Annotated in this window: 15 protein-coding genes; 5 read left to right on the top strand and 10 right to left on the bottom strand. The window is 64.3% G+C overall.

Annotation, left to right across the window (positions count from 1 at the left end):
• Nucleotides 1-5: 5 nt before the first annotated feature.
• The gene (locus AC1KVG_RS02960; protein ID WP_023904308.1) at nt 6-1,313 is read right to left on the bottom strand and encodes an efflux RND transporter periplasmic adaptor subunit; all 1,308 of its coding nucleotides are present in this window, start codon (nt 1,311-1,313) and stop codon (nt 6-8) included.
• A gap of 14 nt (nt 1,314-1,327) precedes the next feature.
• Complete coding sequence (locus AC1KVG_RS02955) at nt 1,328-1,987, bottom strand: TetR/AcrR family transcriptional regulator (protein WP_043908619.1); 660 nt, start codon at nt 1,985-1,987, stop codon at nt 1,328-1,330.
• Between the two features lie 288 nt (nt 1,988-2,275).
• On the opposite strand from AC1KVG_RS02955, the gene AC1KVG_RS02950 reads away from it, so the two are divergent.
• Nucleotides 2,276-7,285: an NAD-glutamate dehydrogenase gene (locus AC1KVG_RS02950; RefSeq protein ID WP_481093432.1), complete on the top strand. Its 5,010-nt coding sequence runs from the start codon at nt 2,276-2,278 to the stop codon at nt 7,283-7,285.
• Between the two features lie 767 nt (nt 7,286-8,052).
• Here AC1KVG_RS02950 and AC1KVG_RS02945 read toward each other — a convergent pair.
• From AC1KVG_RS02945 to AC1KVG_RS02935, 3 genes are all read right to left on the bottom strand, one after another.
• Complete coding sequence (locus AC1KVG_RS02945; RefSeq protein ID WP_481093431.1) at nt 8,053-9,207, bottom strand: NADP-dependent oxidoreductase; 1,155 nt, start codon at nt 9,205-9,207, stop codon at nt 8,053-8,055.
• A gap of 79 nt (nt 9,208-9,286) precedes the next feature.
• Nucleotides 9,287-10,075 carry an SDR family NAD(P)-dependent oxidoreductase gene (locus AC1KVG_RS02940; RefSeq protein WP_481093430.1) on the bottom strand — a complete coding sequence of 263 codons (789 nt, stop codon included), beginning with the start codon at nt 10,073-10,075 and terminating at the stop codon, nt 9,287-9,289.
• A gap of 50 nt (nt 10,076-10,125) precedes the next feature.
• Complete coding sequence (locus AC1KVG_RS02935; RefSeq protein WP_481093429.1) at nt 10,126-11,208, bottom strand: alkene reductase; 1,083 nt, start codon at nt 11,206-11,208, stop codon at nt 10,126-10,128.
• Between the two features lie 132 nt (nt 11,209-11,340).
• Between AC1KVG_RS02935 and AC1KVG_RS02930 the strand changes: the two genes are divergently transcribed.
• The 4 genes from AC1KVG_RS02930 to AC1KVG_RS02915 all read left to right on the top strand — a co-directional run bounded on the left by AC1KVG_RS02930 (nt 11,341) and on the right by AC1KVG_RS02915 (nt 14,385).
• Nucleotides 11,341-11,916: a TetR/AcrR family transcriptional regulator gene (locus tag AC1KVG_RS02930; RefSeq protein ID WP_481093428.1), complete on the top strand. Its 576-nt coding sequence runs from the start codon at nt 11,341-11,343 to the stop codon at nt 11,914-11,916.
• 98 nt (nt 11,917-12,014) lie between these two features.
• Entirely contained in the window at nt 12,015-12,869 is an 855-nt protein-coding gene (locus tag AC1KVG_RS02925) for an oxidoreductase (RefSeq protein ID WP_268214824.1), read from the top strand.
• Nucleotides 12,870-12,979: 110 nt separating this feature from the next.
• Nucleotides 12,980-13,966 (top strand): acrylyl-CoA reductase (NADPH), encoded by a 987-nt coding sequence (gene acuI / locus AC1KVG_RS02920; protein WP_481093427.1) that lies wholly within the window; start codon nt 12,980-12,982, stop codon nt 13,964-13,966.
• Nucleotides 13,963-14,385, top strand: a complete 423-nt coding sequence (locus AC1KVG_RS02915; RefSeq protein ID WP_023904298.1) for a hypothetical protein — start codon at nt 13,963-13,965, stop codon at nt 14,383-14,385. Before acuI ends, AC1KVG_RS02915 begins: the two co-directional genes overlap by 4 nt.
• A 58-nt stretch (nt 14,386-14,443) precedes the next feature.
• Here the strand turns inward: AC1KVG_RS02915 and AC1KVG_RS02910 are convergent, their stop codons facing one another.
• The 5 genes from AC1KVG_RS02910 to AC1KVG_RS02890 all read right to left on the bottom strand — a co-directional run bounded on the left by AC1KVG_RS02910 (nt 14,444) and on the right by AC1KVG_RS02890 (nt 24,056).
• The gene (locus tag AC1KVG_RS02910) at nt 14,444-15,874 is read right to left on the bottom strand and encodes a DHA2 family efflux MFS transporter permease subunit (RefSeq protein WP_481093426.1); all 1,431 of its coding nucleotides are present in this window, start codon (nt 15,872-15,874) and stop codon (nt 14,444-14,446) included.
• 417 nt (nt 15,875-16,291) lie between these two features.
• On the bottom strand, nt 16,292-17,284 hold the full coding sequence (locus tag AC1KVG_RS02905; protein WP_481093425.1) for a response regulator: 993 nt from the start codon (nt 17,282-17,284) through the stop codon (nt 16,292-16,294).
• Between the two features lie 33 nt (nt 17,285-17,317).
• A complete protein-coding gene (locus tag AC1KVG_RS02900) occupies nt 17,318-21,412 on the bottom strand; it encodes a response regulator (RefSeq protein WP_481093424.1) in 4,095 nt (1,364 codons plus the stop codon).
• A 207-nt stretch (nt 21,413-21,619) separates the two neighbouring features.
• On the bottom strand, nt 21,620-22,924 hold the full coding sequence (locus AC1KVG_RS02895) for a DUF445 family protein (protein WP_115040332.1): 1,305 nt from the start codon (nt 22,922-22,924) through the stop codon (nt 21,620-21,622).
• 289 nt (nt 22,925-23,213) lie between these two features.
• A complete protein-coding gene (locus AC1KVG_RS02890) occupies nt 23,214-24,056 on the bottom strand; it encodes a ParB N-terminal domain-containing protein (RefSeq protein WP_481093423.1) in 843 nt (280 codons plus the stop codon).
• Nucleotides 24,057-24,074: the final 18 nt, after the last annotated feature.

The raw sequence follows: 24,074 nt of genomic DNA, 5'->3' as shown, positions 1-24,074 counted from the left end.
TTCCGTCACTGCTGCTTGGACTGGGAGTCGGCTGGCTGCGCCGCCGCATCCGGCTTGGGCTGCTGCTGCGCCGCGGGTGCGGCCGCATCGGCCTTGTCGGCTGCCGGTGCGGCCTGTGCGTCGCCGCCCTGCGCTGCGGCCGGAGCCGCACCTGGCGCACCTGGCTGGCCGCCTTGCGCCGGCTTGTTCGGATTCCACGCTACGCCCTTGGCCGGCTGGCCTTCCTTCGCCTTCTGCACGCCATCGACGATGACCTGGTCGCCGGGGGCCACGCCGCCGGTGACGATCCACTGGCCCTTTTGCTGGCCATCGACGGTGAGGTTCTTGCGCGCCACCTTGCCGTCCTTGCCCAGCACCAGCACGAAGGCGCCCAGGGCGTCACGTTGCAAGCCCTGCTGCGGGACCAGATACGCGTTGTTGCGCTGGCCCAGGCTGGCCTTGAAGGTCACGAACGCACCCGGCAACAGTGCCTGCTCCGGATTGGGCAGGGTCGCACGCAGCGACACCGCACCGGTGCTCGGGTCGACCGTGACCGCCGAGACGTCCAAGGTACCCGGATGCGGATACTGCGTGCCGTTGCCCAGTTCCACATTGATGGTGGATTTGCCATCGCCGCTGAGCTGCACATTGCCGCTGCTCTGCGCCTGGCGCAGTGCGGCCAGTTCTTCGCTGCTCATCGCAAAGTTCACATACAGCGGGTCGATCTGGTCGACCGTGGTCAGCAAGGTCGCTTCACCGGAGCCGACCAGCGCACCCTCGGTGACGCGCTGAATGCCGGCGCGGCCGGTGATCGGCGAGGTGACGCTGGCGAAGCTGAGCTGGATGCGGGCGGACTCGACCAGACCGCGCGCCTGCTGCACGCTGGCGCCGGCCGAGCGCTCGGTGGCTTCGGCGTTGTCGATATCGGCACGCGAGACGTACTGCTGCGGTGCCAGGCTGCGCGCGCGCTTGGCGGCGATCTGGGCGTTGGCATAGGTCGCCTCGGCGGCGGCCAGCTGGCCCTGGGCCTGCAGTAGCGTGGCGCGCAGCGGCATCGGGTCGATTTCGAACAAGCGCTGGCCTTCCTTGACGTCGGTGCCTTCGGTGTACAGGCGCTTGAGCACCACACCGTCCACGCGCGCGCGCACGTCGGCCGAGCGGTACGCCGACAGGCGGCCCACCAGGTCGCGTTCCAGCGGCAAGGTCTGCGGCTGCATTTCCAGCACCGACACTTCCGGCGGCGGCGGCGCCTGTTGTTGTTCGGGCTTGCTGCAGGCAGCGAGCGCCACGGTGATGGCACAGGCCAGGCCGAGTGTGCGGAGCGGGGCAATCATCAGGAGGAACTCCGTTAGGGTCTTGAAGCGAGAAAGGAAAGCGGGGACAGCGAAGGCGTGGCAGCAGCCGTGGCGAACGCGCGCAGGAAGGTGTCGACAGCGAAGTGCGCCCACTGCTGCCTGGCGGGGAGGCCGGCGCGATGGGGAACCTGAAAGCGTTGCCGATCGAAATCCAGACCGACGATCATGCTCAACAGCAGTTCGGCCATGAAGTGCGGATCGTCATGGCGCAGCTGGCCGGCATCCATCGCCTGCTCGAAGCGATGCGCCAGACGCTGCTGCATGCCGACCACCCCGTCATGGAAGATCTGCTGCGACTGATCGGGAAACCGATGCGACTCGGCTTCCACCAACCGACAGGTCTGTACCACATCGGGGCGGTTCAGGCGATCCAGATGGGCCAGCGCGAAGGCCAGTAGATCCTCGCGCAGCTCGCCCGAGGCGGTACCCAGCGGCACCGTGGCCAGATGCACATGGTCCTGAAGGACATCGCGCAGCAGGTTTTCTTTACAACCGTAATAACTGTAGAGCGTCTGCTTGGAGCAGCCGGCGCGCTCGGCCACCGCGTCCATGCTCAGCCGCATACCGCGCTCGGCAAGCAGCGCATGCACAGCCGCATGGATGCGGCGATCGCAGTCCGAGCGCCGGGCAGCACGGTGGGAACGGGGGGTCATGGCGGTAGACTATACCGTCCAGTTTAGTTTTTAAAAAGACTTGACGGTCGCAGTTTGGTCTGCGCAAGCCCTTGTGCGACAAGCACCTGGCCAGACTTTGCCGGATCTGGCGGTCCAGCTGCCGCCTGCGCCAGCGCGCATCGTACCTCTGCGGGGAAACTACACAGCGGTAATGCTTTTGCAGCCTGCGTGCGCCGACTGACGGCTGAGGATTTGCGCTATGCAGCAAGGCGTCGTCATCGCGCATCGGTACAATTCAGGTTTTCCACCGAGCACCCCAGCTCTCTCATGACAGCCAAGAAAGCCGCTTCGAAATCGTCCACGACGCCGACCAAGCCGGTCGCCGAACGTGCCGTCCCCGTGCTTGCCGGCGCCCCGCAGGCGGTCGTTCTGGAGCCGGTGTTTGCCGCATTGCGCAAGCGCTACCCGGCGGCCCGCCAGGCCGAAGTGCAGCTGTTCGCAGCCGGCTTCTATCGCCGCATGGAAGAGGACGAGTTCCCCAACCATCCGCCCGAGCAATGGGCGGCGCTGGCGGCGGACATGCTGGAATTTGCACGCACGCGCAAGGCCGGCACGGTCAACGTGCGGGTGTTCAACCCGACCCTGAAGAGCCACGGTTACGAGTCGCCGCACACGCTGTTGCAGATCGTCAACGATGACATGCCGTTCCTGGTGGACTCGGTGAGCATGACGCTGTCGGACCTGGGCATCGGCGTGCACGTGCTCGGCCACCCGGTGCTGCGCATCGCGCGCGACAAGGCCGGCAAGCTGACTGCGGTGGGCGAGGGCAAGAGCGAGTCGTTGATGGTGCTGGAGATCGACCGCCAGCCCGCCGAAGAAATGCCCAAGGTGGAAGCGGCGGTGCGCAAGGTGCTGGCCGAAGTGCGCGCGATCGTGCACGACTGGGCTGCGATGCGCGAAAAGATGGTGATGCTGGCCGACGACCTGGCCACCCGGCGCTTGCCGATGGACGACATCAGCCGCCACGAGGCGCAGGAATTCCTGCGCTGGGCCTCGGCCGACCACTTCACCTTCTTCGGCTATCGCGAATACCGCGTGGAGAAGCAGGACGGCCAGGACGTGCTGGCCCCGGTGGAAGAAACCGGCCTGGGCCTGATGCGCGGCCACGACACCTCGCCGGCACGCCCGGTGACCACGCTGGCAGCGCACGGCTTGAATACCACCTCCAAGCTCAAGGACGCGCTGATCCTGACCAAGACCAATGCGCGCTCGCGCGTGCATCGGGTTGGCTACATGGATTACATCGGCGTCCTGGAGTTCGATGCCAAGGGCCGCATCGTCGGCGAACAGCGCTTCCTGGGCCTGTTCACCTCCAGTGCCTACAACCGCCGTCCGTGGGAAATTCCGTTGGTGCGTCAGCGCCACGAATACGTGATGAGCAAGTCCGGGCTGACCCCGAGCAGCCACAGCGGCAAGGCGCTGCGGCACATCCTCGAGACGCTGCCGCGCGAGGAGCTGTTTCAGTCCAACGAAGAAGAGTTGTATCGCACCGCGATCGGCATTCTCGGTCTGCAGGAGCGCGTGCGTAGCCGCATGTTCCTGCGCCGCGACAAGTACAGCCGCTTCATTTCCGCGCTGGTGTATATCCCGCGCGAGCGTTTCAACACCGATGTGCGTCTGCGCATCGAAGCCTTGCTGAAAGAGGCGTTGCATGGCGAGTACATCGACTCCAGCGTGGTGCTGGGCGAGTCGCCGCTGGCGCAGCTGCATCTGATCGTGCGGCCCAAGAGTGGCGAGGCGCTGGAATTCAACACCACCGAACTCGAATCGCGGCTGGCGCATCTGCTGCGCAACTGGCGCGATGCCTTGCGCGAGGCGCTGGTGGCGCGGCATGGCGAAGCCAACGGTTTGCGCATGGCGGCCAACTTCGGCCGTGCGTTGCCGGCTGGCTATATCGAAGATTCCTCGATCGAATCGGCGGTGTCCGACGTCGAGCATCTGGCCACACTGGACGGCCCGGACGACCTGCATCTGAGCCTGCAGGAAATCCGCCGCGACGACGGCATGCGTCTGGATGCCGGCGAAGGCCTGCGCCTGAAGCTGTATCGCCAGCTCGACGACATTCCGTTGTCCGATGCGATGCCGATGATGGAGAACATGGGCCTGCGCGTGATCTCCGAGCGGCCGTACCGGCTGCAGGTTGGCGACACGCCGGTGTATATCCAGGATTTCGAGGTCGAATCGACCGCCGGCAAGATCAATGCCGCCCACGCCGATGCCGGCTTTGGCGAAGCCTTCGAACGCATCTGGAATGGCGATGCCGAAAACGACGGCTTCAATCGTCTGATTCTGGCCGCCGGCCTGCATTGGCGCCAGGTCGCGCTGCTGCGCGGCTATTGCAAGTATCTGCTGCAGACCGCAGTGCCGTTTTCGCAGGCCTATGTCGAGGCGACGTTCACCCGTTACCCGCTGCTGGCGCGCTTGTTGGTGGAATTGTTCGAAGCGCGCTTCGACCCATCCACCGGCAAGGAAACCAAGGCGCAGATCTTTGCCGGCCAGGAACGCCTGCGCGAGGAACTGTCGGTGTTCGCGGCCGGCGACGAGGCCACGCTCAAGGCCTTGGAGCCGGTGTTGCAGGCACGTGGCAGCGACCGCGCCGCGCAGCAGGAGGCCACGCGTGCCACGCTGCTGAAGTTGATGGACCGCGTGTCCAGCCTGGACGAGGACCGCATCCTGCGCAGCTTCATCGACGTGATCGATGCCACGCTGCGCACCAACTATTACCAGACCGACAAGAGCGGCAAGCACGGCCACTGCATCAGCTTCAAGCTGGATTCGGCGATCGTGCCGGATCTGCCCAAGCCGCGTCCGTACCGCGAAATCTTCGTCTACAGCCCGCGCGTGGAAGGCGTGCACCTGCGCTTCGGCGCGGTGGCGCGTGGCGGCCTGCGTTGGTCGGACCGTCGCGAAGATTTCCGCACCGAGGTGCTGGGCCTGGTCAAGGCGCAGATGGTCAAGAACACGGTCATCGTGCCGGTCGGTGCCAAGGGCGGTTTTTACGTCAAGCGTTCGCCAGTGGGTGGCGACCGGGACGCCGTGCAGGCCGAAGGCATCGCCTGCTACAAGCTGTTTATCCAGAGCCTGCTCGACATCACCGACAACATCGTCGGCGGCAAGATCGTGCCGCCGCCGCAGGTGGTGCGTCACGACCAGGACGACCCGTATCTGGTGGTCGCTGCCGACAAGGGCACTGCCACGTTCTCCGACATCGCCAACGGGCTGGCGCTGGATCACGGGTTCTGGATGGGCGATGCGTTCGCCTCCGGCGGCTCGGTCGGTTACGACCACAAGGGTATGGGCATTACCGCGCGCGGCGCGTGGGAGTCGGTCAAGCGCCACTTCCGTGCGATGGGGCGCGACTGCCAGAGCCAGGAATTCAGCGTGGTCGGCATCGGCGATATGTCTGGCGACGTGTTCGGCAACGGCATGCTGTTGTCGCGGCATATCCGTCTGCTGGCCGCGTTCGATCACCGGCATATCTTCCTGGATCCCAATCCGGATGCAGCCGCCTCGTTCGCCGAGCGCGAGCGTTTGTTCAAACTGCCGCGTTCCAGCTGGGCCGATTACGAGGCCACGCTGATCAGCGCCGGTGGTGGCATCTACCCGCGCACGCTCAAGTCGATCGACATCAGCGCGCCGGTGCGCGAAGCCTTGGGCCTGGAATCCAACGTCAAGCAGCTCTCGCCGAACGAACTGATGAACGCCATTCTCAAGGCGCCGGTGGATCTGTTCTGGAACGGTGGTATCGGCACCTATGTCAAAGCTTCCAGCGAATCGCATGCCGATGTGGGCGACCGCGCCAACAACGGCCTGCGCGTCAATGGCGGCGAGCTGCGCTGCAAGGTGGTGGGCGAGGGCGGCAATCTGGGCCTGACCCAGCTCGGTCGGATCGAGGCCGCGCAGACCGGCGTGCTGCTCAATACCGACTTTATCGACAATTCGGCCGGCGTGGACACCTCCGATCACGAGGTGAACATCAAGATCCTGCTCAACGACATGGTGCAGGCCAAGAAGCTCACCTACGACGCGCGCAATACGCTGCTCGCCTCGATGACCGACGAAGTGGCCGACCTGGTGTTATGGGACAACTATCGCCAGAACCAGGCGATCAGTCTGATGGAGCGCATGAGCGTCAAGCGCCTCGGCTCCAAGCAGCACTTCATCCGCACGCTGGAACTGCAGGGCCTGCTCGATCGCCAGATCGAGTTCCTGCCTTCGGATGCGGAACTGTCCGCACGCAAGGCGCGCGGGCAGGGCTTGTCGCGTCCGGAGCTGTCGGTGCTGTTGTCGTATTCCAAGCTGGTGGCGTTCCAGCAGCTGCTGGAATCGGATATTCCCGAAGACCCGTATCTGTCCAAGGAATTGCAGCGTTACTTCCCGCAGCCGCTGCAGAAGAAGTACGCCGATGCGATGGAACGGCACCGCCTCAAGCGCGAAATCATCGCCACTGCGGTGACCAACACCACCATCAATCGCATGGGCGCCACCTTCCTGATGCGCATGCAGGAAGACACCGGCCGCAGCATCGGCGAGGTTGCCAAGGCCTACACCATCAGCCGCGAAACGCTGGATGCGCGCGCGCTGTGGACGCAGATCGACGCGCTGGACGGCAAGGTGCCCGAGTCGGTGCAGATCGATGCACTGGAAGTGATCTGGCGCCTGCAACGCTCGTTCGTGCGTTGGTTGCTGTTGCGTCCTGGCCAGATGCCGGGCATCACGGCGGCGGTGGAGCGTTACCACGGCCCGTTCAACGACATCCGTGTCGCTTCCGGTGTGCTCTCCGATACGCAGCGCCCGCAGTACGAAGGCAGCGTGCAGGAGTGGCAGGAGAAGGGACTGCCGCCGCAACTGGCGCAGCAGTTGTCCGAGCTGCGCTATCTGGAGCCGGCGTTCGACATCATCGAAACCGCGCGCACCCGCAAGCTCAAGCCGGTGGACGTGTCCAAGGTGCATTTCCGCCTGGGCGAAGCGCTGCGCCTGCCGTGGTTGTTCGAGCAGATCGACGCGCTGGAGGTCAACGGCCGCTGGCACGCCGTGGCACGTGGCGTGCTGCGCGACGAGCTGGCCGCACATCAACGCGCGTTGGTCGGCCAGGTGCTGACGATGTCAGGCAGCACGGCCGAGGACAAGGTGGCCAACTGGCTGGCACGCGACGATTCCAGCCTGCGCTTCACCCTGGCCATGCTCGCCGATGTGGCCGAGCAAAAGACGCTGGACTACCCGACCGTGTCGGTGGCGGTGCAGCGACTCGGGCAGTTGGCTGCGCACGGGATGTAACGGTGTGCAGCGAGGTGATGGCGGAGCGATTGCTTCGTCATCATCCTCATTGGAATCAGTCGGCAACGTCGTTGTGTTACCCCAAAAAGCCGCCTTTGGGCTTAGTGCTGTTTCACCTCAAATGGCGCTTCCTGGTGAGTCGAGGGCGCGGTGTCCTCACCGCTTGCGGGACACGCCGCAAGTACGTCCATGTAGGCTCGGTGGCGGCATCCATGCCGCCACACGGTCCCGCAAGCGGCGAGGACACCGCACCAGAACGTTCGTAGGTCGCTTCGTTGAAAGCCTGTCTGTTATTCGTTCGCGTTGCGACGCTGATCGGACGCGCCGTCATCCAAAAAACGCGCGTATTGCACTGCTTGCAACCATGCACACCGACCATCTTGACTGGTCCTTGCCCGCCCACCGTCGCGGGACCTTACGCGGCATGGATGCCGCGTAAGAGCCTACACGGACGTACTTGCGGCGTGTCCCGCGATGGTGGGCGGGCAAGGGCCCCTGCAGCCAAACCAAAGACCAGCCGCCCTACACCTGATCCATCCGCTCCGACCAATCACGACAAGACCACCGAGATCTCACGGTGTTGAGAGATCTCACGGTGTTGAAGTGACTGGCAAAAATCGTTGCGAAGAATAGAAGGGTAGGTGTGGCCGTACTCGGAGACGGCATGTGCACGTGTTGCGCACGATCGCTGAAACAGTGCTAAGGCCGGCTTGTGTTGTACGGCTTTCCTGTACGGCACCTTGGCCGAAGGATCTGCATCCGGCTTCTTACTTGATCTTGACGACCACCTTGCCCTTGGCACGGCCCTGCGCAAGATAGTCCAATGCTTCCTTCGCTTGCGCGAACGCAAACACCTTGTCGATGACCGGGAGGATGCGTTCGGCTTCGAGCAATTCGCCGATCTTGGCCAGTTGCGTGCCATCGGGGCGCACGAACAGAAAGGTGTAGGCGACGTTGTGCTTGTTCGCTAGGCGGATGATCTTGCGGCTCATCATGGCGAAGACGAATTGCAGCACGACATTCAACCGGCGCGCGCGCGCGAAGGCTGCATCCAGTGGCCCGACCAGCGACACGATCTTGCCGCCGGGCTTGAGAATCGTGAGGGATTTTTCAAGCGTATCGCCCCGGATGGTGCCAAGCACGATGTCGTAGCCGCGCAGGACGGTCTCGAATTCCTGCTGCTTGTAGTCGACCACCTCGTCTGCGCCCAGGCTGTTCACCAGTGCGACGTTGCCGGTGCTGGTGGTGGTGCCCGCGCTGGCGCCGAAGTGTTTTGCAAGCTGGATCGCAAAGGTGCCGATGCCGCCGGAGCCGGCAGGAATGAAGACCTTCTGGCCTGGCTGCAGCGCAGCGCGTTCTTGCAAGGCCTGCCAGCACGTGAGTGCGACCATTGGCACCGAGGCTGCCTGCACAAAATCCAGGTTGGCCGGCTTCAGCGCTGCGGCGCTTTCCGGGACCGCGACGTAGTCGGCGAGCGTTCCGCGGCCCAGATCGAACACGCTGGCAAAAATGGCATCGCCTTTCTTGAAGCGGGTGACGCGGCTGCCGACCTCGACGACGATCCCGGCCACGTCGCTGCCCAGTGTGGCGGGCAAGTCGAACTTCACCACAGGCTTGAAGATCCCGGTGGGAATCATGTTGTCGATCGGGTTCACGCCAGCGGCGTGCACCTCGACCAGCAGCTCGTTGGGTTTCACTGTCGGACGCGGCAGCTCGCTGAAGCCGATGTCGGGCGATTTGCCATAGCGTTTGAAGGTCAGTGCTTTCATGTGGTTCGAGTCCAAGGCTGTCGTTGTGTGTGGGTGGCCGGGCGTCTGCGAGTCCCGGCCGCCTTCACCTGTTGCACTAGCAAATCGGTGGGTGCAGCTTGACCGCGATGTGAACCGTTTGAATCGATTGAATCTGTGGAGTGGTGCCAACAAACGCAGATGCGTACATCCCACCTAGATGCCTGCACTGGTCGCGAAGGCGACCAATGCAGGCATGGCAAAGGATGAAACCTCAGGCGTTTGGCTGATAGCGCTCGGCCGCGTTCGCCTGGCGAATGTCCGACAGCAAACCCTGGCGCGCGCCATCCAATGCATCCCAACGTTCGGCCACATGCAGCGGCGGGATGGTGACCAGTTCGCGGCGATCGAAGCCGACCAGCGCGGCGTCGACCAGTTCGTTAACGTCCATCAAGTCCTTGAGCGTGTTGACGTCGATACCGGCACGCTCCCAGATCTCGGTGCGCGTGCCTGCCGGCAGCACTGCCTGCACATACACACCCTTGGCTCCCAGCTCCAGGTGCAGACCCTGCGACAGGAACAGCACGAACGCCTTGGTGGCGCCATACACGGTCATGCCGAATTCGGGCGCCAGACCCACCACCGAGCCGAGATTGACGATGGCACCGCTGCCCGACTGCGCAAAGCGCGGCGCCACAGCGGCGGCAAGCCGAGTCAACGCGGTGATGTTGAGCGTGATCAGGCGTTCGATCGTCTCTGCGGTTTGCTGCAACACACCGCCGGACTGCGCCATGCCGGCGTTGTTGATCAGGATGCCGATCTGCGCATCGTCGCGCAGGCGGGTTTCCACTGCGGTCAGATCGGCGGGCTGGGTCAGGTCGGCCTGCAGCACGTCGACGTTGACGCCATGTGTGTCACGCAGACGTGCCGCCAGTGTGTCCAGGCGCGGCTTGTCGCGTGCGACAAGCACAAGGTTGTGGCCGCGTTGTGCGAAGCGCTCGGCATAGACAGCGCCGATACCGGTGGAAGCGCCAGTGATGAGAACAGCGGGAAGTGTGGTCATGAAACGTTCCTTGATGAGAGAGGTGCGAAAGGTGCGAAGGCGCGAAAGCCTCAGCCGGTGAGTGTCGGATAATCGATGTAGCCCTCGGCGCCACCGCCGTAGAGCGTGGCCGGATTCAACGGCGCCAGCGCCGCGCCGGTTTGCAGACGTTCGACCAGATCCGGGTTGCTGATGAACGGCCGGCCGAATGCGAACAGGTCGGCGTTGCCTGCGCTCAGTTGCGTAGTGGCCAGCTCAAGGTCATAGCCGTTGTTGGCCAGGTAAGTGCGTTTGAACCTGCTGCGCAGTGAGGCATAGTCGAACGGCGCCACATCGCGCGGGCCGCCGGTCGCACCTTCCACCACATGCAGATACACGATGCCCAGCGCATCGAGCTGCTCGGCGATGTAGTCGTGTTGCGGCTGCGGATCGCTGCCGGAAATGCCGCTTGCCGGCGAGACCGGCGAGATGCGCACGCCAGTGCGATCGGCACCGATTTCCTTGCTTACGGCGGCCACCACTTCCAGCAACAGGCGTGCGCGGTTTTCGATCGAGCCACCATAGGCATCGGTGCGCTGATTGGCACCGTCCTTGATGAACTGCTCCAGCAGATAGCCGTTGGCACCGTGAATTTCGACGCCGTCGAAGCCGGCCGCAATCGCATTGGCCGCCGCCTGGCGGAAGTCGTTGACGATGCCCGGCAGCTCGTCGAGCTCCAGCGCGCGTGGCTCGGAGACATCGGCAAAGCCGTTGTTGACGAACACCTTGGTCGCCGCGCGGATGGCCGAAGGCGCGACCGGTGCCGCGCCGCCCGGCTGAAGGTCGACATGCGACACGCGGCCCACATGCCACAGCTGCACGAAGATGCGCCCGCCCTTGGCATGCACGGCGTCGGTGACGGCGCGCCAGCCGGCGATCTGCTCGGGCGTGTACACGCCGGGAGTGTCCTGATAGCCCTGGGCCTGCGGCGATATCTGGGTGGCCTCGGTGATCAGCAGGCCGGCCGAGGCGCGCTGGGCGTAATAGGTCGCAGTCAGGGCAGTGGGTGCCAGGCCGGCGCCGGCCCGGTTGCGGGTCAGCGGGGCCATGACGATGCGATTGGCCAGGGTCAGGGTGCCCAGGGCATAGGGCTCGAACAGCGAAGAGTGGGTCATTGGCGGTGCTCAGAAATCAGTGGTTGACAAAGATTACGATCAAAATCTAAGATGTCAATACTTTGATGACGAGCAACATCAATGTACGCTGTCGCTCTCCTCAGTCCCGCATAAGCACGGAGTGTCCCAACGATGAAAGTGACCAAGGCACAGGCACAAGCGAACCGGGCGCACGTCGTCGAAACGGCCTCGGTGCTGTTTCGCGAGCGTGGCTACGAAGGGATCGGCATTGCCGATCTGATGGCCGCCGCAGGCTTCACGCACGGCGGCTTCTACAAGCAGTTCCGTTCCAAAGCGGACCTGATGGCCGAATCGGCGGCCTGCGGGCTAGCCAACATCGCGGCAAAGACCGAGCACGCGGACAAGACGGATTTTGTGAAGTTCTATCTGTCGCGCGGACACCGCGACAGCCCCGCTACCGGTTGCACGATGGCTGCGCTGGGCGCCGATGCCGCGCGTCAGCCGGAGGAAGTGCGGGAAGTGTTTGCGGCCGGGGTCGAAAACCTGCTGGCTGCGCTCGACCGCAGCGGGGCTGCGCCCGGCACTGCCGAGGCAGCGGCTGAGCGCGCCGGCAACCTGGACATGATGGCGCACGCCATCGGCGCCATCGTGCTGTCGCGGTCGTGCCCGGACGATTCGCCACTGGCCGACGAAATCATCGCGGTGTCTCGCGACCAGATCCTGTCGTCGTTGCAACCATCCAACTAACCGACACACGCGCATCCCGACACACGTGTATCCGCATCCCGCGCGGTTTTTGATCGTCAACAACTGCGCCTGTCACTCACTGCACTTTAGGAATTCCCATGACAAACAAATCCCCTGTTGCGCTGGTGACCGGTGCATCCTCCGGCATTGGCGAAGCAAGCGCCGAGGCATTGGCCGCCGCCGGCTATACGGTGTACGGCACCAGCCGTCGCGGCGCGCAATCCGGGCAGCGCGCCTTCAAGCTGCTGGCGCTGGATGTGACCAGCGATGAGTCCGTGGATGCGGCCATCCAGGAACTGTTGCGGCTGGAGGGGCGCATCGACCTGCTGGTCAACAATGCCGGTTTCGGCGTGTCTCCCGCAGCGGCGGAAGAAAGCTCGATCGAGCAGGCCAAGGCCATTCTCGACACCAACTTTCTGGGCGTCGTGCGGATGACGCGCGCGGTGGTGCCGCATATGCGCCGCCAGGGCAGTGGCCGCATCATCAATATCGGCTCGATCATTGGTTTGGTGCCCACACCGTATGCGGCGCTGTATGCCGCCAGCAAACACGCAGTGGAGGGGTATTCCGAAGCGGTGGACCACGAGCTGCGCAGCTACGGGATCCGGGTCACGGTCATCGAACCGGCCTACACCAAGACCCAGTTCGAGGCGAACAATCTGGCCCCCGACGCGCCGCTGGAAACCTATCGGCAGGTTCGAGCGGAAGTTGGAAAAGTGGTGGCCCAGGCAATGGCGATTGCAGACGAGCCATCCGTCGTGGCCGACGTGGTGGTGAAAGCGGCCCGCGCCCAACACCCCAAGGTGCGCTACACCGCGGGCAAGATCGCCGGACAACTGCAGTTCTTGCGGCGGTTTGCGCCGGCAGGCGTGTTCCAGTCGCTGATTCGCAAGAATCTGCACTTGGATGCAAACACGCCTGTTGATGCCAAGACACCCACGCACGCCAGATAAGTTTTGTCAGGCGCTGCATAGACCAGCAACGGCAGTCGCAGCGACTGCCGTGCCGATACACCGCCGTGACGCGATAACGCGCGCGGCCTCAATCCGAACAGGAGAAGGCAATGACCTTCAACGCTTTGCTGGCGAATCAAACCAGCGAGATGGTTGCTACCACCGTGGTCCAGTTCAACGAAGACGACCTGATGCCGGGCGATGTCACGGTTGCCATCGACTACTCGACCGTCAACTACAAGGACGCACTGGCGGTGACCGGGCGGGGCCCGATCATTCGTCAGTTCCCGCTGATTCCGGGCATCGACTTTGCCGGCGTGGTCGAAGCGTCCACGTTTCCGGGCATTGCGGTTGGAGATCGGGTGCTGGCCAATGGCTGGGGATTGAGTCAGACCCACCATGGCGGCTACGCGCAGAAGGCGCGGGTGCCTGGGGATTGGTTGGTCAAGATTCCGGACGCATTTTCCACGCGCGATGCGATGGCGATCGGTACCGCCGGCTACACCGCCATGCTGGCGGTGCTGGCACTGGAACACGGCGGGCTGACACCCGAACGCGGCGACATCCTGGTCACTGGCGCAAACGGCGGTGCCGGCTCGGTCGCCATTGCCTTGCTCTCGGGCCTGGGCTATCGCGTGGTCGCCTCCACCGGCCGCCTGGAGCAAACCGAGTATCTGCACAGCCTGGGCGCCGCCGAGATCATCGACCGCGCCAGCCTGTCCGAACCCGGTTCGCCGATCAGCAAGGAACGCTGGGCCGGTGTGGTGGATGCGGTGGGCAGTCATACGCTGGCAAACGCGCTGGCGCAGACCCAGTATCGCGGCGTCGTCACCGCCTTCGGCATGGCGCAGGGTGTTCAACTGCCGGCATCGGTGCTGCCTTTCATCCTGCGCAATGTCACGCTGGCCGGCATCGACTCGGTCAACGCGCCGCAAGCCGTGCGCGTGCAGGCGTGGTCGCGTCTGGCGCGCGATCTGGATCTGGACAAGCTCGCAACGACGACCCACACCATCGGCCTGGCCGAGGTGCCGCAGAGTGCTGTCCAGCTATTGGAAGGCAAGGTGCAGGGGCGCACTGTCGTGGACGTGAACGCATGAGCACGCCCACCGCGTCACGTGCATTCCGCTTCCTGGCCACGTTATCGGCGTTGTTGCTTTTCGCCTTGGGCGCCGCCTGGTTGCTTGCGCCTGCGACCATGCTGGCCAACTGGGGCGTCGCATTCGACAGCAACGCGCTGGGCCTGGTCGGCCGCCGCGCCGCGCCGCTGTATGCCGCCATCGGCGTCATGCTGGTTTTGGTGAGAAATGCGCCGCCGTCGCCGGGCCGCCGGGCGGTGATCGCAGGCTTCGTCACCGCGTGCCTGCTGCTGGCAGTGCTGGGTGTTGCTGAGTGGGCCGCCGGGCACGTCAACGCAGGCATCTTCGCGGCGGTCGCGATCGAAGTCGGCTTTCCGCTGGCGTTCTTGCTGGTGACACGTGCCGATGCCGCACAGCGACGAAACAAGAACGCACGCTGAGTGCATGCCTGACAACACCCGGCGGTGTTGTCAGGCGAATCCACGTTCATCACGCGCGCTAGGTGCGGTGCCCGCTCATTTCCTGCCCGGCATGCTTGTCGAAGCGCAGATGCCACCAGGTGGCGCTGAGCGAGATCAGGCTGACCACGCAGAACGCCAGCGAGAAATCGCGTTGCTGCGGCTGGATATGATCGCCAGCCAGCATCGCCAGTTTCAGAATCATCGCGCCGGCGCACACGCCTACCGAAAGCATCAGCTGCTGCAAGGTGGTGTACAGGCTGCTGGCGCGGCTCATGCGTGACGCGGGGACGTTTTCGTAGGCGATGGTGTTGTAAGCGGCGAACTGGAATGACATGAAGGCGCCGCAGCACAGCAATAGCCCGAACATCAGGGCGTGCGGCCAATCTGGCCGGAAAAAGGCGCACACCATATAGCCCAGGCTGGCGAGCACGCCGTTGCCGATCAGGCTGTTGCGATAGCCGAAGCGACGCAGCAACTGCGGGGTGATGCTGCGCATCAGCAGTGCGCCGAGCGCGGTGGCCAGAATCAGGCGCCCGCTGTGCGCGGCGCTCATGCCGAAGCCGATCTGGAACAGCAGCGGCAGCAGGAACGGATGCGCGCCCTGTGTGATGCGCATCAGCGCACCGCCGATCACCGACAAGCGGAACGAGTCGATCCGCAGCAGGCTCAGATCCAGCAGCGGGGCAGGGTGGTGGCGCGCATGCCACAGATACCCCAGGGCCGCGCCGCCGCCGATCGCCAACAACCAGCTCGCTTTGCCGATGCCGTTTTCCTGGCTGACCATTTCCAGGCCGAACAACAGACAGCCCAACGCGGTGCCGCACAGGACGAAACCGCGCAGGTCGAAGCGTGCTGGGGCCGATTCGGTGGGAATGTCCGGAATGAAACGGCGCACCAGCAAAAAGCCGGCGATGCCGATCGGCACGTTGATGTAGAAGATCCAGCGCCAATCCAGATACGAGACGAAAAATCCGCCCAGCGGTGGGCCGAGCATCGGGCCGATAAAGGCCGGCACCAGCGTCCAGGCCATCGCCGACACCAGGTGGCGGCGCTCGACGGTACGCAGCAGAATCAGCCGGCCGAGCGGGGCCATCATCGCGCCACCGGCGCCTTGCAGCACGCGCGCGGCAACCATGGTGGGCAGGGTGTCGGCCAGCGAACACAGGATCGAGCCGCCGACGAACACCCAGATCGATGCACCGAAGACGCGACGCAGGCCGAAGCGATCGGCGATGGCACCGCTGGCCGGAATCAGCACCGCCAACGCCAGCAGATAGCTGGTCATGGCGATGCTCATGGCCGGCGCGGCGACGCCGAAGTCGTGCGCCAGGGTCGGCAGCGCGGTCGCCAGCACGGTGGCGTCCATCTGCTCCATGAAAATGGCGCAGGCCAGGATCAGCGAGATGATGCGGTAATCGGGATAACGCGGCGGCGGCAGGGCGCCGGCCTCGGACACGCTGGAGGACATCGGACTCTCGGTTGCGGGGTCGCATCGCTGGCGCCGCAGACGGCAACCGGATCGGCCCGCGTCGCACGGTGTTGTGCGGCGCAACACGCGCATTGTCCGCTCGTGTGGGGCGGGGTTCAAGCGCACGTGGGTAACAGTGCGTGTGTGGTGATGTAGACGTGGTGGTTTGGGTGTTGTGTCGGGTTTTGGCGTTGATGCAGAGGTTGGCGGCTAAGGCGGCTGATGGTGACGTAGGAGCGCGCGATGGCGATGTAGGAGGCGCGAAGTGATGAATCGTCGGCCGGTCGTCCCCGAGCTGCCTGTAACCTCATCCGGCGCTGCGCGCCACCTTCTCCCGATGGGAGAAGGATCCAGAGCCCCTCTCCCTGCGGGAGAGGGGTTGGGGTGAGGGTCCGGCGGAAGGCAGCCAACTTCAAATCAACGCTGTACAGCCGGGCCGTCCCAAGCGTCCTTGATCTGCAGGATCTGCGGCAAGGCCTCGCGGAAATGCTGCACCAGGCGCGGTTCCAGTTGTTTGCCTGCCATGCTTTCCAGCTTGCGCACGGCGTCTTCCACCGTCCATGGGGCCTTGTAGGCGCGCCGCCCGCACAGTGCGTCGAAGACGTCGGCCACCGCCACGATGCGCGCGGATTCGGGAATGGCATCGCCGGCCAACCCCTTGGGGTAGCCGCTGCCGTCCCAGCATTCGTGATGATGCAGCGCGATTTCTGCGGCCAGTTGAAACACCGGGCCGCGGCCGTGGCGCAGCAAATCGTGCCCGATCTGCGGATGCTGCAGCACCACCGAGCGTTCGTGTTCGTCCAGCGCATCGGGCTTGTGCAGGATGCTGCCGGGCACGGCGATCTTGCCGGCATCGTGCAGGGGCGCGGCGTCCTGCAGCAGCTGCGCTTGTTGCGTGGACCAACCGACTGTTTCGGCCAGCACGCGCGCATACACAGCCATGCGCCAGATATGCGCGCCGGTGTCGGCGTCCTGTCCTTGGCCGGCGGTGCCGAGCAGATGGATCGCATCGCGGTACTGCTGGGCCAGGCGCGCATTTTCTGCCAGCTTCAGTTGGGTGGCGATGCGCGCCTTGAGCAGCGCGGGCGAGTAGGGCTTGCTGACGTAATCGGCCGCGCCCGCTTCCAGCCCCGCGCGTTCGTCCTGCTCGCTGCTGCGCGAGGTCACGAACAGGATCGGGATGGTGGTGCTGGAAGGTTGCTGCTTGAGCGTGCGCGCCACCGCATATCCATCCATGTCGGGCAATTCGACATCCAGCAGGATCAGCGCCGGCGCGTGGCGGCTGACCGCATCCAGCGCCTCGCCGCCGGATTTGGCGAAGACCAACGGGAAATCGTCTCGCAGCAGCTGGCGCAGGGTCGCCAGGTTGCTGGATTCGTCGTCGACGCAGAGCAGTGGACGGGACGGCATGGATGGATCCTTGCGAACCGGCGCGTGCGGCGGTCAGCGGAAGTGGGTGGCCTGCCAGTCGCGCAACGTGGCTTCGGCGCGACGGAAGTCGAAATCCTCGATGGCGCGTTGCAGTTCCTGCAGCAAGTTACCCGGCAACTGTGGCGTGCAGATCAGCAACGCGTGGTCGATCTTGTCGGCATCGTCGCTGGCAAACGCCGCCTGCAGGATCTGCACGCTGTCGTCGTCCAGCGCGAGACCATCGTCGACAATGACTTCGTCGCCCTCGCTGCCTTGCAGGAAGGCATGGATCGCGGTGGCGGTGCGCTGCATGGTGTCTTTGAGCGCAGTCAACGCAGAGGTGAGGTCGTGGCCTTCATTGATGCGGTTTTCCAGATCGCCGGCCGCACCCGCCAGCGCTGGTAATGCTAGCGACCCTGCTGCGCCGCGCAGCTTGTGCGCCAGCGCACCGATGGCGGCCAGTTCGTTGTTGCGCAGATGCTCGGCGGCGGTTTCGGCAGGGTCCGGATTGTCGCGTAGCAGTTTGAGCAGATAGCGCGCATACGGCTCGCGTTCGCGCCACAGGCTGCGTGCGCGCGCCGCATCCAATAGCTCCGAATCGGCGTGTTGCCACTCAGGGCCGGCGTGCAGCTCGGCCTGCGGGGCAAGCGCGGGAATGCGGTGCAGTGCAGGCTGCAGGAAATGGCGGATGGCAGCGATCAGTTCCTCCACGTTGAAGGGCTTGGCGATGAAACCGTTCATGCCGGCTTCCAGCGCTTTTTCCTGTTGCGGACGAAACGCACCGGCCGTGAGCGCAATCACCGGCAGACTGGCCAGGGCAGGGATCTGCCGCAGCCGTCGCGTGGCTTCATAGCCGTCCACCACCGGCATCTGCACATCCATCAGCACCAGATGAAAAAGATCCGGCGCGCGCTTGAGCGTGTTGATGGCCTGCTCGCCATCGTGCGCCACGGTGACCATGGCGCCTTCGCCTTCGAGAATGCGTTGTGCCACTTCGCAGTTGATCTCGCTGTCGTCCACCAGTAATAGATGCGCGCCTTCCAGCCGGCGTGCGACGAAAGCGGGTGTGGCGGCGCGCGCAGCGGCGCGCCCTTCGAACAGTTGTTCCACCAGACGATGCAGCGCTGCACTGGTCACCGGTTTGGTCATCACCGCATCCAGACCCTGTTGCTCGGGATGTTGCTCCAGCAGGCGGCGCTCGTACGCGGTGACCATCACGATGACCGGATGCGGACCGGGTGTTGCACGTGCGCGTATCTGGCGCGCGATCGCCACGCCATCGATATCGGGCATGCGCCAGTCGAGCAGGAAGATGTCGTAGGGCTCGCTGGCCTGTTCGATCGCCTGCAGCGCAGCCTGGCCGTTGGCCACCGCATCCACACGCCAGCCGAGTTCGGTGGCGATACGCACCAGATTGTTGAGCGCCGCATCGTGGTCGTCGGCGATCAGGACGCGTGGCATCGACTCCAACGGCAACGTCGGCAACTCGCGCTGTGCCTGCGGCGGTGCGGATTTTTCCAGCGTCACCACAAAATAGAATTCGCTGCCCCGGCCGGGCACGCTTTCCACTTCCAGTTCGCCGCCCATCAATTCGATCAAGCGTCGGCTGATGGTCAGGCCCAGGCCGCTGCCGCCGTAACGCCGGCTGGTGGAGGTGTCGGCTTGCAGAAACGGCGAAAAGATCAGGCTCTGCTTTTCCTTGGAAATGCCGATGCCGGTGTCGCGTACCGAGAACAACAGCTTGAGCTTGTTCGGGTCGCCACTGGGGAAGCGCCGCACCGACAACACCACCTCGCCCTGTTCGGTGAACTTGATCGCATTGCCGACCAGATTGACCAGCACCTGATTGATGCGCAGTGCATCGCCGAGCAGCCAGCGGCTGTCGCGCGGCAACGGTTCGACAATCATTTCCACCGGCTTGGCGCTGAGCGAGGAACGCATCAGGTCGGCGATATTGTCGAACAGCTGGTTGAGGTCGAACGGTGCGCGTTCCAGATCGATGCGCCCGGCTTCGATCTTGGAAAAATCCAGGATGTCGTTGATGATCTCCAGCAGCGAGCGTGCAGACCGATCGATCTTGGCGACCATATCCAGCGCCGCAACAGGCAGCTCGCTGCGTTGAAGCAGATACAGCATGCCCAGGATGGCGTTCATCGGGGTGCGGATTTCGTGGCTCATGTTGGCCAGGAAATCGGACTTGGACTGGTTGGCGCTCTTGGCCGCGTCCATCGCCAGACGCAGCTGTTTTTCGTGCAGTTTCTGCTCGGTGAGATCCACCGCCACGCCCAGGTAGCCGATCACCTGATCGTTGTCGTCGCGCAAGGTGCTCAGCGTGAGCAACACCGGCAGGTGACGGCCTTCGTGACTGACGTAGGTCCATTCGCTGGTGTCGCTGCGGCCGAGGCTGGTCAGCGCGGCCACCGCTTCCAAGGTGTGCGCCACCGGTGTGCCGGTCTGGTCGGCCAGCATGCGCGCGCGCTCCTGCAGTTCTTCCGGCTCGATGAACTGGCTGGCCTTGCGCCGGCCGATCACCTCTTCGGCCTTGTAACCCAGCAGTTTTTCTGCAGCTGGGTTGAACAGCGTGACAAAGCCGCTGGAATCGGTGGCGATGATGGCGTAACCGGCGTGCGCCAGAATCGCGCGCTGCAGCGCGGAGAATTTCACCAGCTCGCTGGTGCGCTCGGCCACCTGGTGTTCGAGCGATGCATTGAGCTCGACGATGCGCTGGTGCGAGCGCACCCGCTCGGAAATGTCGCGGAAGAAATGCGAATGCCCGGTGAGGGTGTCGTCGCCTTCGAGGATCGGCGCCTTGCTGGCCAGTACATAGACTGCGTGGCTATCGCGGTGGCGCATGATCTGCGCTGCAGAGGTCATCACCGGATGCGGCTCGTCGGGGTGTTCGACTTCCGGGACCGCATACGGTTGCGGCAACAACAGCGTTGCCAAGGTGCGGCCGATCGCCTCTTCCGAGCTGTAACCGAACATCGTCTCGGCAGCCGGATTCCAGTGCGTGATGCGTCCATCCGGGGTTTCGGCAACGATCGCTTCGCTGGAGTTGCTGACCAGTGCAGCCAGTTCCATCTGTTTGCGCAGCACTTCTTCGCGGCGCAATCCGTTGCTGAAATACAGCCAGAGCAGCGCGGCGAACAGCACCGAGCCACCCATCACCAGACTGCCTATCAACCAAGGCGAGGTCTGATGGAGCGAGGCGAGAAAGCTGGCAGTGGGGTGGGCGGTGATGATCCAGGTGCGCCCATAGATCGGCAGCAACTGGACAATCGGCGGACGACGCGCACTGTCGCTCGACGGCGTGCCGCTGCGATAGAACGTGTGGGTCGGCTCGTGCCTGTCGGACAGATCCAGCGCAACGTCGTCGCGTTCGCCCAGGGTGCTTTGCACCATCTGTTCGACGCTGAAAGGCGCATAGACCCAGCCGGTGGTCGCAAGCATGCGTTGTTGCGGCGTCTGCAGCGGCATGCCTTCGCGATAGACCGCCAGCAGCACCAGAAATCCGCTTTCGCTGGGAATGCGATACCCCGACAGCGAGACCGGCGAGGTCATGATTGGCTCACCGCTGCGCGATGCCTGCAAGGCAGCGGCACGCCGGCGCGGCTCGGAGGCGATGTCCAACCCGAGCGGCCGGTTGCCCGAGGATTCGGGTTCGAAATACAGCACCATGAAACGTTCGCCATCCCAGGGCGCCAACGGGCGACGATGGATATCGGGCGCACCGTCTGCACGCGCAGCCTGCAGAAAGGCCGCTTCGTCGGCAGGCGCCACGCGATGGATATAGCCGTAACCCAGCACACCGGGGAACTCACGCGAATAATCGCGCGAGCGGCTGTACTGGGTGAAGCGATCGCGACTAATGAGCCCGCTGCCTGCGCCGATCACCGCGCCGCGTGCGCCGCGCAAGCCATGTTCGAAGGTATACATGCGCTCGCTGATGTTGCGCGACAGGTTGCGCACCACATCGTTGAAACGCTGCTCACGCTCGAGTTCGTTATGCCGATGCACCGCAAGCCCGGTCAGGATGGCGGCGATCAAACCTGCGGTGAGAATCAGCAGTGCACCGATCGAGGTACGGCGCCCGTACTTCCTGCGCAGATCCCAGCGGCCATTCGGCATCTTGTTTCCTTTGCCTTGCTGTTGCGTGCCCAGTGTCCTGGCCGACAGCGAGGTCGGCCTCGTGGTACCGCTTGAAGATGATCCAGTCCGTGCAGCACTCCCCTTGTGCTGCAACGTGCCATTGGTGGCCGGCAAATAATAGGTGGCCGTCAGCGGCTGGCCGTGATTGGGCAGCAGTCAGTAAGTGATCAGGTCACTGCCAGTGCATCAGAACGCAAGCCAGATCGACAGCGCATGAAGAGCAAGGCCAATCAATCCACCAACCAGCGTTCCATTGAACCGAATGTATTGCAGATCGCGTCCGACACCCAATTCCAATTGTTCGACGAGGTGACGTTCGTCCCAACTTTTCATCGTTGATGCAATATGTTCGGTCACCGAGACACGCAAGCGCGAGGTGAGTTTGTCAGCAGCCTGCAACATATGCTGATTGAGTGCTTCACGCAGTGAGGGGTCCGACGACAGCGCCTGGCCGAGCGATTGCATCGAGCGCTCCATATGCGCGGCCATCGACGATTGTTCACGCGCCAGGTCGTTGCGCAGCGCATCGCGAATCTCGCCCCATAGGCCTTGCACATACTCCTGCAGCGCCGGATGTTCGATCGCGCGCTGCTTGAGCTCTTCCACTCGTACGGCCATTTCCGGCTCGTCGCGCAGGCGCGCAATGTAGCGCTGCAGCCACGCCTCGTAGTCGAGCCTGATTGGGTGCTCGGGCGTCTTGAGAATGTCTTGCAGTTCTTCGATCGCTGCACGTGCCATGCGGTCGGCCAGGCTGTCGCCGATCTCTTCGATCGGCTTGACCCAATTCACCGTGCCGACCAGCTTGGGCCACTCGCGGCGTGCGTAGCGCACGATCAGCGCCGAGGCACGCGTCTTGACCTGTTCCTGATCCAGCCATTCGCCCAGCCGCAGCAGGACTTCATCCAGCAACTTCTGATGGCGGCCGTCGGTGGTGAGCAGCGCCATCACATCGCCGGCAGTTGCGGCGGCATTCCATTTGCGCAGGCGGTCGACGACGAAGCGTTGGATCGCGCCACGCACGGCTTCTTCGTCCAGCAACTCCAGCGCCTGCTGCATCCAGCCGCGCGCCATCTGCGCGAGCATGCGGGCCTGCTCGGGTTTGGCCAGCCATTCGCCGAGCCGGCTGGCGGGGTCGAACACGCGCAGCTTGTCCATCAATGCATCGGGGGCGAGAAACTGGTCGCGCACGAAACCGGCCAGGCCGTCGGCCAGGCGGTCCTTGCCGCGCGGCAGGATGGCGGTATGCGGAATCGGCAGGCCCATCGGGCGGCGGAACAAGGCCACCACCGCGAACCAGTCGGCCAATGCACCGACCGTGGCCGCTTCGCAGAAGGCCGATACCCAGGCCCAGATGCCTTGCTCGCCCATCAGGTGACTGACGACAAAGCCGGCAAACATGGCCAGCAACAGGGCCACCGCCAACAGCTTCATGCGCTGCAGCTGGGCACGACGGGGATCGATGGGGCGGGGAGTGTTGACGCTTGGTTCCATGGCCTGAGTGTACCCAGTCGCGTGCGGATGGCATGTCCACGGCGAAGCCTGGCAGCGCTGCTGGCGTCGGCGTAGGAGCGCCCTCGGGCGCGATGGCGTTAGCGGGAAAGCTTCATCGCGCCCGAGGGCGCTCCTACGGGTGGTTACACCGATCGGTCGCGCGCGGTTTGCCGTTCGCGATTGCGGCGTGATGGTTCGGTAGGAGCGCGCTTGCGCGCGATGGCGTTACCGGGGAAGCCCATCGCGTCCAGGTGCGCTCCTACGGGTGGCGCTGCGGTCTGTCGTGCACTCAGCCGCGCAGACGCTCCAGCTGCGACTGCAGCGCAGCTACCTTGGCCAGCAGTGCAGCGTTTTCGTTTTCCAGCTCGGTGACGCGGCGCTGCAGCGCTTTCACATCGCGGCGTTCGGCTTCGCCACCTTCGGCTTCGTCGGATTTGGGTTTGCGCTTGGCATCGCGCACCCGTTTGGCGGCCTGCTTGAGCTCGGCCTTGCCGGCCTGCGCGGCGGTGCGTTGCTCGTCCTCGGACAAGGTCGCCACAGCGGCGGCGGCGCTGATCGAAATCTCGCCGGCCCGCACCGCCTGCACCACTTCCGGGGCGGCCTGTTTGTGAATGCGCTCGATCATCACCACCTGGTTGTTGCTCAGGCGTGCCTCACGCGCCAGCTCGGCGCGGCTGACCGGGGTGGAGGTCTCTTCCCACGGTGGGCTGTCGCTGTCTTCAGTGCTGCGTGCGGCGCTGTCATCGAGGCCGGTGTCGGGCTGGTCATCGCCGACCACTGGGGCGTCGGCATCGCGCTGGGTACGTTGGCGCGCAGCCAGGATCTCGCGCTTGCGCAGCGCCAGCACGCCACGCTGGAAGTCCGACACGCTGCGCCGGCCCAGGTGCTGCTCGATCATCCACAGATGCACGTCCTGCATCGACTGGAAGCGCGGGTTCTGCACGGTCTGGAACGGCAGATCGTGCTTCTGGCAGATGCCGTAGCGGTTGTGGCCATCCACCAGCACATCGCCCCACAACACCAACGCATCGCGGCAGCCCTCGGCCAGCAGGCTGCGTTCCAGCGCCTCGTGTTCGTCGGGCGTCAGCGGGTCGATATAGGCCTTGAGTTCTTCTTTGACAACGATGTTCATGCGGCAACTGCGGGGAAG

It is taken from the genome of Xanthomonas sp. NCPPB 3959 (assembly GCF_056675575.1).
Note: the sequence above shows the minus strand (reverse complement) of the source record. Positions and strands in the feature narration are given on the sequence as shown.

What these genes read in the sequence shown, in the direction of transcription:
- AC1KVG_RS02950 (WP_481093432.1), top strand. Translation starts at nt 2,276, where the DNA reads ATGACAGCCAAGAAAGCCGCTTCGAAATCGTCCACGACGCCGACCAAG.
- AC1KVG_RS02905 (WP_481093425.1), bottom strand. Translation starts at nt 17,284, where the DNA reads ATGCCGTCCCGTCCACTGCTCTGCGTCGACGACGAATCCAGCAACCTG.
- AC1KVG_RS02960 (WP_023904308.1), bottom strand. Translation starts at nt 1,313, where the DNA reads ATGATTGCCCCGCTCCGCACACTCGGCCTGGCCTGTGCCATCACCGTG.
- AC1KVG_RS02900 (WP_481093424.1), bottom strand. Translation starts at nt 21,412, where the DNA reads ATGCCGAATGGCCGCTGGGATCTGCGCAGGAAGTACGGGCGCCGTACC.
- AC1KVG_RS02895 (WP_115040332.1), bottom strand. Translation starts at nt 22,924, where the DNA reads ATGGAACCAAGCGTCAACACTCCCCGCCCCATCGATCCCCGTCGTGCC.
- AC1KVG_RS02915 (WP_023904298.1), top strand. Translation starts at nt 13,963, where the DNA reads ATGAGCACGCCCACCGCGTCACGTGCATTCCGCTTCCTGGCCACGTTA.
- AC1KVG_RS02890 (WP_481093423.1), bottom strand. Translation starts at nt 24,056, where the DNA reads ATGAACATCGTTGTCAAAGAAGAACTCAAGGCCTATATCGACCCGCTG.
- AC1KVG_RS02925 (WP_268214824.1), top strand. Translation starts at nt 12,015, where the DNA reads ATGACAAACAAATCCCCTGTTGCGCTGGTGACCGGTGCATCCTCCGGC.
- AC1KVG_RS02935 (WP_481093429.1), bottom strand. Translation starts at nt 11,208, where the DNA reads ATGACCCACTCTTCGCTGTTCGAGCCCTATGCCCTGGGCACCCTGACC.
- AC1KVG_RS02940 (WP_481093430.1), bottom strand. Translation starts at nt 10,075, where the DNA reads ATGACCACACTTCCCGCTGTTCTCATCACTGGCGCTTCCACCGGTATC.
- acuI (WP_481093427.1), top strand. Translation starts at nt 12,980, where the DNA reads ATGACCTTCAACGCTTTGCTGGCGAATCAAACCAGCGAGATGGTTGCT.
- AC1KVG_RS02955 (WP_043908619.1), bottom strand. Translation starts at nt 1,987, where the DNA reads ATGACCCCCCGTTCCCACCGTGCTGCCCGGCGCTCGGACTGCGATCGC.
- AC1KVG_RS02930 (WP_481093428.1), top strand. Translation starts at nt 11,341, where the DNA reads ATGAAAGTGACCAAGGCACAGGCACAAGCGAACCGGGCGCACGTCGTC.
- AC1KVG_RS02910 (WP_481093426.1), bottom strand. Translation starts at nt 15,874, where the DNA reads ATGTCCTCCAGCGTGTCCGAGGCCGGCGCCCTGCCGCCGCCGCGTTAT.